The 14,360-nt window shown below is 37.1% G+C and carries 11 protein-coding genes; 1 reads left to right on the top strand and 10 read right to left on the bottom strand.

Annotation, left to right across the window (positions count from 1 at the left end; genetic code table 11):
- Positions 1-45 precede the first annotated feature (45 nt).
- The 3 genes from LMF89_RS04465 to LMF89_RS04455 form a co-directional block, all read right to left on the bottom strand.
- Positions 46-1,041: an ABC transporter substrate-binding protein gene (locus tag LMF89_RS04465; protein WP_229534065.1), complete on the bottom strand. Its 996-nt coding sequence runs from the start codon at positions 1,039-1,041 to the stop codon at positions 46-48.
- Positions 1,042-1,225: 184 nt separating this feature from the next.
- Positions 1,226-2,197, bottom strand: a complete 972-nt coding sequence (locus tag LMF89_RS04460) for an ABC transporter permease (protein ID WP_229534064.1) — start codon at positions 2,195-2,197, stop codon at positions 1,226-1,228.
- Positions 2,198-2,237: 40 nt separating this feature from the next.
- On the bottom strand, positions 2,238-3,728 hold the full coding sequence (locus LMF89_RS04455) for a sugar ABC transporter ATP-binding protein (RefSeq protein ID WP_229534063.1): 1,491 nt from the start codon (positions 3,726-3,728) through the stop codon (positions 2,238-2,240).
- Positions 3,729-4,316: 588 nt separating this feature from the next.
- Here LMF89_RS04455 and LMF89_RS04450 point away from each other — a divergent pair.
- Entirely contained in the window at positions 4,317-5,477 is a 1,161-nt protein-coding gene (locus tag LMF89_RS04450) for a cupin domain-containing protein (protein WP_229534062.1), read from the top strand.
- Positions 5,478-5,760: 283 nt separating this feature from the next.
- Here the strand turns inward: LMF89_RS04450 and LMF89_RS04445 are convergent, their stop codons facing one another.
- From LMF89_RS04445 to LMF89_RS04415, 7 genes are all read right to left on the bottom strand, one after another.
- Positions 5,761-7,029 carry an S-layer homology domain-containing protein gene (locus LMF89_RS04445; protein WP_229534061.1) on the bottom strand — a complete coding sequence of 423 codons (1,269 nt, stop codon included), beginning with the start codon at positions 7,027-7,029 and terminating at the stop codon, positions 5,761-5,763.
- A gap of 208 nt (positions 7,030-7,237) precedes the next feature.
- The gene (locus tag LMF89_RS04440; protein WP_229534060.1) at positions 7,238-8,671 is read right to left on the bottom strand and encodes a sucrose-specific PTS transporter subunit IIBC; all 1,434 of its coding nucleotides are present in this window, start codon (positions 8,669-8,671) and stop codon (positions 7,238-7,240) included.
- Positions 8,672-8,856: 185 nt separating this feature from the next.
- Positions 8,857-9,687, bottom strand: a complete 831-nt coding sequence (locus LMF89_RS26140; protein WP_229534059.1) for a PRD domain-containing protein — start codon at positions 9,685-9,687, stop codon at positions 8,857-8,859.
- A 21-nt stretch (positions 9,688-9,708) separates the two neighbouring features.
- Positions 9,709-10,206, bottom strand: coding sequence for a PTS sugar transporter subunit IIA (locus LMF89_RS04430; RefSeq protein WP_229534058.1), 498 nt, complete (start codon positions 10,204-10,206; stop codon positions 9,709-9,711).
- Positions 10,207-10,277: 71 nt separating this feature from the next.
- Positions 10,278-11,756, bottom strand: coding sequence for a glycoside hydrolase family 32 protein (locus LMF89_RS04425; protein WP_229534057.1), 1,479 nt, complete (start codon positions 11,754-11,756; stop codon positions 10,278-10,280).
- Positions 11,757-11,812: 56 nt separating this feature from the next.
- A complete protein-coding gene (locus LMF89_RS04420) occupies positions 11,813-13,234 on the bottom strand; it encodes a sucrose-specific PTS transporter subunit IIBC (RefSeq protein WP_229534056.1) in 1,422 nt (473 codons plus the stop codon).
- A gap of 119 nt (positions 13,235-13,353) precedes the next feature.
- Entirely contained in the window at positions 13,354-14,340 is a 987-nt protein-coding gene (locus tag LMF89_RS04415; RefSeq protein ID WP_229534055.1) for a LacI family DNA-binding transcriptional regulator, read from the bottom strand.
- Positions 14,341-14,360: the final 20 nt, after the last annotated feature.

Raw genomic sequence — 14,360 nt, 5'->3', positions numbered from 1 at the left:
GTTAGCATGCTATACATACTAACTTATTACACAAAAAACAATCAGTTATTTTTTTCCCAATGGATACAACGCTTTCTGGCTCTCTGGGCTTTCCATATTCTCTGTAGTGACCAATGTAAATCCAGTATCTTGGTTTTTCACAACTTCTTTACCATTTAATTTATCAACCATTGCCTTTACTCCCAAGTACCCCATATTATAAGGCATTTGCACAATGGTTCCTTTAAGATAACCTTCTTTAATTAATGGAATAATATCGTCAGAGGAATCAAACCCAATTTCAATAACTTTTTTATTATTCTTTTCTTTTAACGCTCTGCCTACACCTACAGTTCCTGGTTCATTGCAGGCAAAGATAGCATCTAAATCTGGGTTGGCAGTAAGAATATCTTGTGTTAATGAAAGGGCTTTTTGTTTATCGTTGTTATAGTATTGAGTTTGCAATACTTGTATGTCAGGATATTTAGCCATCGCATCTTTAAAGCCTTTTTCACGTTCAATAGCGCCTTGAGCACCTGCCACAAAGTTTACTATTGCAACTTTCCCTTTTCCATTAAGCATTTTAGCCAATGATTCACCTGCTGCACTAGCCGCAGCTACGTTGTCAGTGGTAAGAAAACTAGTATATTTATCAGTTTGCAGACCAGAGTCAATAACTACAACAGGAATACCAGCAGCAATTGCTTTTTCTGTAATCGGTACAAGTGCTTTCGCATCAGATGCAGCAATTATAATACCAGATACTTTTTGACTTATCGCATTTTCTACAAGACTGACTTGTCCATTAATATCTGTTTCGCCAGCGGAACTACCTGTAAAGTAATATTCAACACCAGTTTCTTTAGCTGCAACATCTGCACCAGCTTTCACCGATTGATAAAAGACATTTTCTGTCCCCTTCACGATAATTGCAATTCTCTTTTTTGTACCCGCATCTGCGTTTTTTGAATCAGCTGTTTTGGCAGTATCAGACTTTCCGCAGCCAACTAACAATACTGACACCATAAATATGGCTAACACAAGACTTAATACTTTTTTCAAACTAAACTCCTCCTCTTAAATTTTGTTTAAAAGAATGTAAAACAAACACCATACTATATACCGTTAAACATCTCCTCCTCCCATATGAAAGAAACAAATTTTAATTCTATCTAAAATAGATAGCTTCATAAGAATCATGAATAGAATATATCGCAACGTTTATCATAATATTTTTTGTTCCATATCATTTTCTTCTCAACTTATCAATATACACTGCTACAATGATTACCACACCAATTGCTATCTGCTGCCAAAAGGCATTTACATTTAAAAGATTAAGACCATTTCGTAATACTCCCATAATAAAGGCACCAATAATAGTTCCAAGAATGGTTCCCGATCCACCCATGGGGCTTACACCACCGATGATAGAAGCTGCAATAGCATCGAGTTCATACCCCAAACCAGCTTGTGCCTGTGCTGATACTAATCTTGCAGCAAGCATTACACCAACCAAACCACTTAGTAATCCTGAAACTGCATAAACCCCGATTGTCGTCATACCAATATTAACACCTGACAGTCTAGCAGCATCTTCATTACTCCCTAGGGCAAAAACATATTTTCCAAACGCTGTTCTATTTAGAATGAAAGCAAACAACATTGCTACCAACAACATAATGATTACAGGAACTGGTATAATTCCCAATACTGTTCCGCCACCGATAAAAAAAAAGTCCTCAGGTAACCCAGACACAGGCAAAGAATCTGTAATTACATTAGCCACACCTCTGCCAATACTCATCATTCCTAAAGTAGCAATAAAGGGTGCTATTCCCATCCTGGATATAGCTAATCCATTAATAGCACCACACAAACCACCAACTAAAATAGCAGCTAACATACTAAGGGGTATACCAAAACCAGCTAATAATAACTTGCCGCATACCACTCCAGACACGGCCAATATGGAGCCAACGGAAAGATCTATCCCAGATGTTATAATTACATATGTCTCAGCAATTGCTAAGAGACAAATATATGCAGTTTGTAATGCTACAGTTAGAAGATTATTCACGGTAAAAAAATTATCAGTAGTGATGGAAAAAACAAAACCTATGATTAATAATCCTGTAAAAGAACCCAATTCGTTATATATCTTTTTATTAAATAGGCCCGCTTTACCAAAACTAACTTTACTTGTCTCTACACTCATATTATCACCCTTTCAGATCCTATCACTTTTTATAAAAACGTTATTGAACAGCATGATATAACAATTTTTCTTGAGTCGCATCTTTTCTGTTGACCTCGCCTGTAAATCGCCCATCACGCATAACCAGTATTCTATCACTCATGCCCAATATTTCTGGCAACTCACTTGAAATCATAATGACACCTACTCCTGCTACTACAAGTTTATTCATAAGCTCATATACTTCAATTTTAGCCCCTATGTCGATTCCTCTTGTCGGCTCATCAAAAATTAAAACTTTAGCTTGTCGACACAACCATTTAGCTATTATAATTTTTTGCTGATTACCACCGCTTAAAAACTTGGCTTTTTGCTCTAGGTTCGGTGTCTTTATATTAAGATCTGCTATATATTGATTCGATAATTTTTTACTTTTATTCCTATCTATAATACCAAATTTACACACATTCAGAAGGTTCGCTAAAATAATATTATCTTCAACTGATAATCCTAAAGCCAATCCATCTTTTTTCCTATCTTCAGTTAAATAACCTATACCATGGCGTATAGCATCTCTGGGATTTTTAATGACAACCTTTTTACCCTGTATTTTTATTTCCATTATTTCTGACTTGTCAGCACCAAACAAAGCTCTAGCAAATTCCGTCCGCCCCGCTCCTACCAATCCATAAATCCCTACTATTTCTCCCTCGTATAATTTAAACTTCTGAATATTAAGTACACCTGTACTAACTAGCCGATTAACTTCAAGTATTACTTTTCCCTCAGTCAAATTGTGATGCATAGGAAATTTCTCATCAAGACTCCGGCCAACCATAGTTGCTATAAGATTACCTAAACATGATTCATCATAATCAACAGTTTTTATATAGTGTCCATCTCGCATTACTGTAACCCGATCAGCGATATGCTTTAGTTCTTCCAATCTGTGAGATATGTATACTATGCCAACTCCACTTTCTTTAAGTTGTTTTATAACTCTAAACAATTCTTTAACTTCTCGCTCTGTAAGCGCTGCTGTCGGTTCATCCATAACTATAACTTCCGAATTCATTGACAATACCCGTGCTATTTCAACCATCTGCTGCTGCGCAACGCTAAGATCTTTTACTAACGTGTCAGGATCAATATCTAGATGAATTGTCGCAAGAAGCTCTTTTGTTTTCTTTTTTAAATCTTTTTCCATTATTACAAAGTTAAGTATTTTATTTCTAGGTTCTCGTCCGATAAAAATGTTTTCTGCTACGCTAAGATGTGGAAACAAACTAAATTCCTGATGAATAATACTAATTCCAAGCTTTTGAGCATCTTTAGGTTGATGAATGCTAACTTCTTGCCCCTTAAAATGGATCTTGCCCGAATCACAGGAGTATACTCCTGTCAGCACTTTCATCAATGTTGACTTTCCAGCACCATTTTCCCCTAACATAGCATGTACTTCACCACTTCTGATATCAAAACTTACATTGGTTAAGGCCTTAACACCAGGAAAGGTTTTATAAATACCTTCCATTTTTACTAATTCCGTCAAATAAATACACCACCTGATTTCTTTATCATGCCATATATTTTGGAAACGTTTCATTTTTATTTTAACCTATTCATAATAAAGTTTCAATACTAAATATTATTAATTTTCTAATTATTGTTCTTTTAGTATTATTTCCTAACAAAACAAGTCGTGTAAGTGAAAGTAATAACAGCAATATTTTAGAACAGAAATAATATCGCAGTTATTTTTTTATGTATTTTTTTAATTTATACCCTTCATTCAAGAATATTTTTTGGTAACGTTTCAATTTTGCAAATGAATGAGCTATATTCTTCTTCTAGGTCTTTCAAGTATATAATTCCTTATTACTATATCAAGTTTCTGCAAATCTACTACATTTTTCACTTTACATATTGACGCATCACTTGTTCTAACAGTTCTATACCAATTTTTAATAATGGATGCATATGATTTCCCATTAAACAATATCGCGTCATTATTCTGATATATCATACTCCTTGTCCTATTGCCTTACCATTGGTTCCTCCTGTTTATTTTTTACATAACTTATAACATAATGCTTTTTTTTAGCAGTACCAAGTAAGAAACAAATAAGGAGGATGCTTGATGGATAAAACATTTTGGAAGCAATCAATGTGCGAAGATGAGCCGCAGCCAATTCGATATGATGGCGCTGGCGCCTTTGATCTGGGTCCACGGGATGTCATGAGGGACCTCGAAAACCCAGACATGTTCATCCCACCAGATACAGACGCAGGATTGATTCCCAACTTAAAATTCTCTTTTTCCGACGCCCATATGACGTTAAATCACGGAGGCTGGTCACGAGAAGTGACGATTCGAGAACTGCCGATTGCAACCACGCTTGCAGGGGTAAACATGGCCCTGACACCGGGTGGTGTACGTGAAATGCACTGGCATTCACAAACGGAATGGGCTTATGTACTATTAGGGAGTGCTCGCGTCACCTCCGTCGACCAGGATGGTCGAAATTTCATTGGTGACATTTTCCCTGGCGATCTTTGGTTTTTCCCAGAGGGCATTCCTCACACAATCCAGGGACTAGAAAATGGCTGTGAATTTCTACTCGTCTTTAACGATGGAAATTTCTCGGATCTTAATACCTTCTCTATCTCCGATTGGTTTGCCCATACACCTAAGGACGTACTTTCGGCAAACTTCAACGTACCACAAAGTGCCTTTGCCAACATCCCTGCAAAGCAGCGGTATATTTACCAATCCAATATCCCCTGTCCAATAGAATGTCAAAAGGTACCAGACCCTTTCGGTACTGTGCCAAAGACTTTCAAACACCAGTTACTTGCACAGGAACCATTAATATATCCATATGGGACGGTACGCATAGTTGATTCCACCAACTTCCCTATTTCAACTACGACTGCTGCAGCTTTGGTAGAAGTCAAACCAGGCGGAATGCGAGAAATGCATTGGCACTTCAACGATGAATGGCAATACTACATCTCGGGCATGGGGCGCATGTCGGTATTCGCAGCGAATGGTAATAATCGTACTTTCAATGTCCGTGCTGGCGATGTAGGTTATATCCCTTTCCCGTATGGACACTACGTACAAAACACAGGGGAATGCAGCCTATGGTTCCTGGAGATATTTCGCTCTGCCCACTATGCAGACATGTCGCTAAACCAGTGGATGGCATTGACTCCTCCAGAACTAGTACAAAGTAATTTACATGTAGGACCGAAATTTATTAATGCCTTGCGCAAACAGAAAGTGGAAATCGTTTAAGAACAGCACAACGGCCTACGCGTGGCTTTTACTTTTATATGACGCCGAATTGGAGTCTCTTTGTGACTCAACAAGGGAAAACCTGTCTTTAAAAACAAGTTTTCCCTTGTGTACAATCCAATACCGTTCAATAGATCCAATGTCTTGTTTTTTTAGGATGCCTGCGCCTCGCCCAAACCCACTTCAGCCGAACGCTGCAATTAAGTAATGCATTTTTTTATTTTCTGCTTAGTAAGCAATTAAATTTTCTTATTTTTAACAAATTTATTCATTGTTGTTGCTATTAGAACTTAAAGTCAAATTCTGCACGATACCATTTAGTTTTTTCACCAGTAGCAATATACTTGCCATCACTATACCATGCAGTCAGACCAATATTCTTGTCAAGCACATAGTTAGTACCTACACGGAAACCTTTTACATCATTAACCCAGTCATCAGTATTGCTGAACTGAGCAGCAGATGGGCTATGACGATAAAAAGCAAACACATTATAGGAACCGGGAACACTGTAGTTAGCCATTTTATAAGTTACTTTAGCTAAATAAGATTTATTTGATTCAGCAGAATCAGCGTCCGATTTAGAATATGCGCCGACTAAAGTAAAATCTTTAGCAAATTTGGTATCCAAGCTTACTGTATAGTAGTTAAATTTAGTACCATCAGCAATAATATAGCCATTATTATTATCGGTACCGTTAGCATATCTGTAGTATGCTACTTTAGCGTTAGTCACAGGACTCAAAGGGGCTTCTACAGTAACTGCTGTAATGTCAGCAGCATTATTACCTGAAATTTCCAAGCTTCCACTAAAAATATTTTTCGCCTCTTCCACAGTATTAGATTTACCAGCATCTAACGTTATTTTGACTACTTTACCAAATTTTGCTTCCACACCAGTAAGTTTATCATCATACATCAAGCCATATGGGGAATACAAGGAGAAACGCCCAGCTTTTACCGTAGCACAGCCAACAGGTCCAGTAACATAAAGTTGTTCAAACTGGTCAGTCAGAGAGGTATTCAAAGTGGATTTACTTAATCCTCTTTGATATTCACTTTCACCCTGAATACTCCAGTTGTCATTTACTTTATAACCAAAAAATAAGTCCAAGTTTACATGTTGGTCAGTTGTTTTTGAAGCGCCATCATCTTTATGGGTATCGAATCTTAAACGCAAAGTGCTAGGATTGATTGTGAATTTTTCGGCTTTTGTTTCTAAAGTGTCTACGCGAACGCCAAGGTTATCCAACTCAGCTTTGTATTCGGCAGCTAGTTTTTCGATCAACACTTTTTGTTCTTTGTTTGCCTTGTCTTCTTTTAAAATAGCTCTTGCTACGATTTGAGCCATTTCATAACGGGTGATGGTTTTGTCACCTTTGAAGGTGCCATCGCTATTGCCCTCAACGATACCAGCATCAGCCAATTTGGAAACAGCATCATAAGACCAGTGTTTTGTAGGAACATCAGCAAAAGGATTTGCAGCGAATGAAGTGCCAACTAGACCAAGTACCATTGCTGCTGCCAGGGAAGCTACTAACTTTTTGTTCATGATAAAATCGCTCCTTAGTTTTTATTCCACTTGTACTACTGAGCCTAATTCGAGAGGGATCTATCTAAGTTCCTAAATTTCCTTAAACATTCCCTAACCAACAAACTCCTATCTATTGACTAACATTAAGAACTGCTGCGAGCACCTAAGATACCTCCTCCTTACTTGTCAGTTCTCTTTAGTAATAGATCGCGTAAATGTTTTCTGCCTATTTCCACAAGTTGAATTTTCCCTTAGGCTGATCTGATATAGCCTCCATATGATCATTTTTATTTGAACTATCGCTTTTCTTGAAACCTAATAAATAAGTAATAGCAAAGGCTCCTCCGAATGCTAAAATCATACCAATAATATAATTTATAACACCAGTTGGCTGGATAATTGAAATACCAGGAATACCGGTAAGGCCTACCGCCGTCATTCCAACTTTCATAAATACTACGTATGCGCCACCTATAGCACCACCAATAGCAGCAGCAATAAAGGGACGTACCAATCGCAGGTTGACTCCAAAAATTGCAGCTTCAGTAATACCAAGGAGACAAGAAGTTGCTGCCGGAATAGCAATTGACTTAATTTTTTCATCCTTTGTTTTGAAATATACAGCTACCGCCGCGCCACCTTGAGCAACATTGGCCATAGACCAAATAGGCAACAGAAAATTAACTCCTGCATTTTTAATCAATTCGGCCTCAATAGCATAAAAACTATGATGAACACCAGTAATTACGATAGTAGAATATATACCACCAAAGATCAGACCTGCCGCAGCTCCCCCATGATCATAAATTAAAGAGAGAGCGCTAGAAATACCACTTCCTAATAAACGGCCAAAAGGTCCAATAGCCACCAGCGTGATGAAACCAGCTACCAGGATTGTAATAAAAGGAGTCACTATGATATCCAAGAAATCAGGAACTACTTTGCGAATGTTGCGTTCAATCATGCCCATAATCCATACAGCCAGCAATACCGGTAAAACGGTGCCTTGATAGCCAACCATACCGACACTCAGTCCAAAAATATCAATGGATTTTTCAATGCCGTCCCCTAATGTCCATGCATTTTGCAGGGCTGGATGAATCATAATGCCTCCTAAAGCAACTGCTAAATAAGGATTGGCATCAAATTCTTTGGCAGCACTAAAAGCAATAAGTACAGGTAAAAATATGAATGCTGCATTGGAGAACATATCCAATATAGTAAAAACACCACTATTTCCTTCAACCCAATGAAATGTTTTGCACATACTGAGAAGTCCCATCAACAAGCCGCTAGCCACAATTGCCGGAATAATAGGCACAAATACATTAGATAAAGTTCGTGCAAGACGCTGAACCGGATTGAGCTTTTGCATGGCTGCTCGCTTTACGTCGCCAGTAGTGGCAGCCTCCATTTGTCCCTCTTTCAGCATATGGCTGTATACTTTATTAACTAACCCACTACCTAAAATAATTTGAAACTGCCCGTCAGCGGAAAATGTTCCTTTCACATCTTCTACTGCTTCAATAGCCTTAACATCCACCTTATCCATATCTTTTACTACTAACCGCAGACGCGTAGCACAATGGGCAGCACTTTCCAAATTACTAGCTCCCCCCAGATAATGTAATAATTCCTTGGCGATTTGTCTTACTTCCATAAAAATGTACCTCCCTTTTTTATTTTATTCATAACTGATAAGTATATAAAAAGACCCAAAAACAATGAAGATATCTTCCACTGTTTTTGGGTCTTGCCTAATAATTCAGTAACAATCCCACGATATACTTTTTATTTATTGCAGTAAACGATTCTTTGCTATTGTCAAAAATATTCTTAAAATTCTCAAGACTGACAAATACGGCGGATATGAAGCGCAATATATCCTAATTCGTTATCCGGAAGCTCATATTCATACTCCTGACGGATAAATCGGGCAATAACCTGAGCACAACAAAATTCAGCCTTACATTTTATCCTAATCATATCCAATAGATCGGGATCAATATCATATATATCTTTACCTGTCACCAGACGCTGCAAAGCAAAACGCATATGAGTCAAAAGTCGCTGATAGGCCATACTAGTTTTCTCTAAATCAATACCTAACTGCTGTTCAATAATTCCTACTATTTCTTTGATCATAGTAGGAACATTCATCGTCATACCCATATCCATTTGGCTTATTTTAGCAGTATGAATATGAAGCGCAATATAGCCAGCCTCATCTTCTGGCATAATAATTCCTAAACGCTGCGCTATTTTCTTTGAAGCCCAGCAGCCAATTTCATATTCCCTAGGGTATAAAAGGCGTATTTCAGGCAAGAGTTTATTATGAACAATTACACCAACTTTAAGCCTCTCTATAGCAAAAGAGAGATGATCCGTCAAAGCGATACGGATATGATCATTTAATCTAGTCTGTAATTGCCGTTCTGCATAACTGATAATTTCCTCTGCAACATGAATAAGTTCTGCAGGCATCCTTTTAACCATCTGTTCAAAAGAGCTATATTCCTTCTCAGCCAGCACAAATACCTTTTCAATTAAATCGGAATTTACTAAATCGTTTGCTTTCTTTTGATACCCTAACCCCTTACCCCTAGCAATAATCTCCTGACCATCTTCACGGACAATAACTACATTATTATTATTTAATACCTTTTGAATTCTCACTCCCTCATTCCACCCTTAACACTAGACTAGAGTAAACAGTATTGTTTCTCCAAGCTGAACATACTCTTTCTGAGCTAGCACTACACGGCTAAAATCTTTGGGATTCGTGATAATCACCGGAGTCAAAATACTTTTAGCCTTCTTTTCTACTAATTCAAGCGAAAAAGTCAATAGTTTCTGCCCCGGTATAACCTTGTCTCCTTCCTTCACATGGCTAACAAACCCCTCCCCATCCATATTTACAGTATCAATTCCAACATGAATCAGAACTTCTGCTCCTTCTTCCGTACAAATACCAATAGCATGTTTTGTAGGAGATATGAATAGCACTTCCCCAGCCGCAGGTGACACGACCTCGCCCGCTGCAGGACGAATAGCAATTCCTTCCCCTAATAATTGAAACGCCGGATCTGCAAGTTCATTCAATGGAAGGATAGAACCACTTAAAGGTGACACCAATTGGATCTCTTTTGCTACCGCAGCCCCTCTATTGAACAACTTTTTAAAGGCATTTATCATCTTACACCTCCTTTTAGAACTCTATGCACAACAAGACCTTATTTCAGCCATTTCGAGAATTGCTGCTAAGCCTATATCCCTCTTGTCAAATTATACTTATCAACATGATAAGTAAGGGTCCCAGTGGCAGATATTTCGATTCTTGTTATTGTTTCCTTAGGGAATATCCTTGATGTAAATACTAAGTCACCATTATTGAGAAAAATCTCTACTATGCTCTTATCAACAAAAATTCGAGCGGTAATTTTCTCACCTATCTTTAGTTCTCCAGTCCTTACATATCCATATTCCTTGCCTACACTATTCACAAAGTTTTGTCTATCAATAGAAACTACATTTTTTTTAAGATCAAAACATATAATAAAGGCTTCTCCCTCTGATTTAAATAACGTTAATTGAATCTCAGAACTCTGAATTGCAGTAAATTCCAGGTCTAATTCATAGCTATTACTATCGTTTTCCATCTCTACCAGATTGTCATCTAACATTCCCTGTATATTTTTATGATCATTTCTTAACGTCTCTAGCTCTCTAACAGGTTTTTGCTTAAGCACGTTGTCTTCTAAAATTAATTCTCTTGGCACCGTTAAACAATGGGCCCATTGGTTTATATCCGATGGATATTGGATTTCTGGCATTCCCGCCCATCCAAACATGATCCTTCTACCTAAAGCATCCTGGAAAGTTTGTGGTACATAGAAATCGAATCCTTTATCTAACTCGCTAGTATATTCAATATCAAAGGTTAGTTCATTTATATCTAATGTTCCAACAGCATAGATAACATTATCAAGATTTTGATAATCATGCCCATTTTTCTCCATTCCTTGAGGAGAAAAAACTAAAATATCTTTACCCTGTAACTTAAAGAAATCAGGGCATTCCCACATATATCCAAAATTCACCAATGAAGTTTTTAATTCCCCTTTGAAATTCCAATCAATGGCGTTATTAGATTCATAAATAATTAATGTCCCAGTTAGATTTTTCCTTTGTGCCCCCAACATCATGTAGTATTTTCCTGAATCTTCCCAAACCTTAGGATCTCTAACATGTCCGGTATAACCTTCCGGTATCCCTGTTATGACAGGATTAACAAGTGATTTTGAAATTTTATACTTCTTATTCATTATGGCTAAGCATTGATTCGCCGTTCTCGTTTCCTCAGAATATTTAATGTTGCCAGTATAAAAAAGAAGTAATTCATCATTTTTTACAATCGCACTACCTGAATAGGCACCATGTACTTCATATTCTTCTGTAGGAATGATGGCAACAGGCATTCTCTCCCAATGAACTAAATCTTTTGATTTAACATGTGCCCAATGTTTTATTCCGTGTATAGACCCAAATGGAAACCATTGATAAAATACATGATATTCCTTATTAAAATACGAAAGTCCGTTAGGATCATTTAAGAGTCCACATTCCGGATGTATATGAAAAATAGGCTTCCAAGGATCATTTTTTGAAAACCGTATTAATTCCTCTAATTGTTCTTTTTGTACTTCTAATATCGTAGTATATTTATTAAATTTAAACTGTTTCAATTACGTACCCCCTAGACTAAGAAAGCTCAATATTATTTTTATAATCTTCATCTTCCTTATTTCACATTTTCATATTTTTTAGAAAGGACTATCGTCAATCCAAATGCCACTATAAAAGAAATTATCATACCAATCATATAGTGCAAGACACTGTCCGATCGAATCGAAATAATGCCTGGCACCCCTGCTGCTCCAAGGGCAATGGCTAAGGTTTTATAGAAAGTAATATATGCTGAAGCTATCGCGGATCCCATAATAGCAGCAATAAAAGGATATTTCAATTTCAAATTAACACCGAACATAGCAGGCTCCGTAATCCCCAGCACAGCAGAGATACCAGCCGCAGAAGCAATACTCTTCATTTTCGAATTTTGAGTAACAAAAAAGACTGCCAATGTCGCTGCTCCTTGTGCCACATTTGACATGGCAGCAATTGGAAAAATAAAAGTTCCACCTGTTTTCGTAATGTTTGCCAAAAGTTGAGTCTCTACTGCAATAAAACTATGATGCATACCTGTAATGACGATAGGTGCATAAAGCAACCCAAAGACCCCACCACCAATAAATCCACCAGTAGTATACAACCAAACAAGAACCTCTGTTAATAAATTTCCTACCGAACGTGTTATAGGACCAACTACTGTAAACGTCAGTATTCCTGTAATAAAAACTGTTAATAAAGGAGTTAACAAGTTATCTAATGCAGACGGCATTATTTTTCGTAGAGATTGTTCGATTTTAGCCATTATGAAAGATGCAGCCAAAACAGGTATCACTGTTCCCTGATAACCTACCTTTTCAATTGCAAATCCAAAAATATTCCACGCTGGAATTTCACCTTTTGCTAAAGAGCTACCATAATTCCATCCATTTAGCAAATCGGGATGAACCATTATCATTCCCAACGTTGCTCCCAAAAATGGATTTCCACCAAAACGCTTGGCAGCTGAGAATCCAATTAGTATTGGCAAGAACACAAACGCAGCGTTTGCAAAAGTATTTATCATAGCAGCTAAATCCTTCGCTTGAGGATATGCTTCAACCAATGACTTACCCGCAATGACTAAGCTAGGAGCAGTAAAAATGTTATTGAGTCCTATTAATAAGCCACCTGCAACAATAGCTGGAATAATAGGCACAAAAATATCCGATAGCACTTTTACAAATTGTTGAAAAAGATTCAAGTTTTTCGCCCCTGCATCTTTTACATCTTCCGTCGACATTTCCATTATTCCAGTAACAGCGGTAAATTCCTTGTAAACTTGATTTACAATTCCCGGTCCTAAAATAACTTGGTATTGTCCACCAGTTGAGAACGTTCCTTTTACGGCATCCATATTGTCTAGTTTCCCCTGGTTGACGTTACCTTCATCTTTTAGGACAAGGCGTAAACGAGTTGCACAATGTGCCGCAGCGACAATATTTTCTTTTCCACCAACTGCTTCCACAACCTCTTGCGCTATCTTTGCATAATCCATCTCTTCAGCCCCCCTACTCGTTTGTGGGAACGATTCCATATGGTATAAAAAAATAATAAGTCCTTACAACTTATCGTTGCATATAAGGGAACGGTTCCATATTCTTATTATAATTAACTCTATTCCAATTTGTCAACGCTTTTTTTCTTAATTATTTGATAATTAGAAATTATCAACTTATTTATAAATTCCCCTTTAATAAGCTTTATTATATTTTCGCCAGCAATCGTTCCTGTATTGTTATAGTCAAATCTGACCGTTGTCAATCCTGGGTATATGATTTCAGATACTTTGTATCCGCCAAAACCCACAACTGAAATATCTGCTGGAACCTGTAAATGATTAGAATAGATGCTACCTATTGTACCTAGTGCAATATTATCTGTCGCACAAAATATAAGAGAAGGCTTTTCATCTTTAATTATACTATTGGACATATTTACGGCATCCTCGATGGCAAAGCTGGTAACATGATAAGAAATATCCATGTTTCTTCCTTCATTTACCGCTTTCTTAAAGCCAGCCTTTCTCTTCACTCCTACAGATACATCATATTCCGGTACTCCCAAATAAGCAATTTTTTTATGCCCCATATCGATTACATATTGAGCCAATTCATAGGCGGCATTAAAATCATCGTATACTATACAATTATATTTGCAATGTTCCTGTCCCATTATGATAATTGGTATTTTTATATTATCAATAGCAGTTTGATGTTTTTCTGTTATCTCTGTGGCTAAAAGAATGATACCAGCCACCTTCTGATTCGCAAAACTATATAGACTTTCTACTTCTCTATCTTTATTTTGACTGGTATTTGCTATTAACATTTGATAATTATTTTGTTTTAATTTCTCATCAACTCCAATAAGAATTCTAGCAGTGGCATAGGAATCCAACCTAGGGATGATAACACCAATAAAATTTGATGTTTTTAATTTTAAATTTTGGGCAAAGGTATTAGGCTCATATCCAGTTTCCTTGATTACTTGCTCTATTCTTTCTTTTGCTTCAACACTAACATAACCACCATTTAAATGTCTGGAAACCGTACTTTTTGAAACTCCTGCCAGTTTTGCTATATCAGATATCGTTTGTTTCATATAATTCTCCATACCTTTAT

The sequence above is a fragment of the Pelosinus baikalensis genome (assembly GCF_020819555.1).
Classification (GTDB): Bacteria; Bacillota; Negativicutes; order DSM-13327; family DSM-13327; genus Pelosinus; species Pelosinus baikalensis.
Note: the sequence above shows the minus strand (reverse complement) of the source record. Positions and strands in the feature narration are given on the sequence as shown.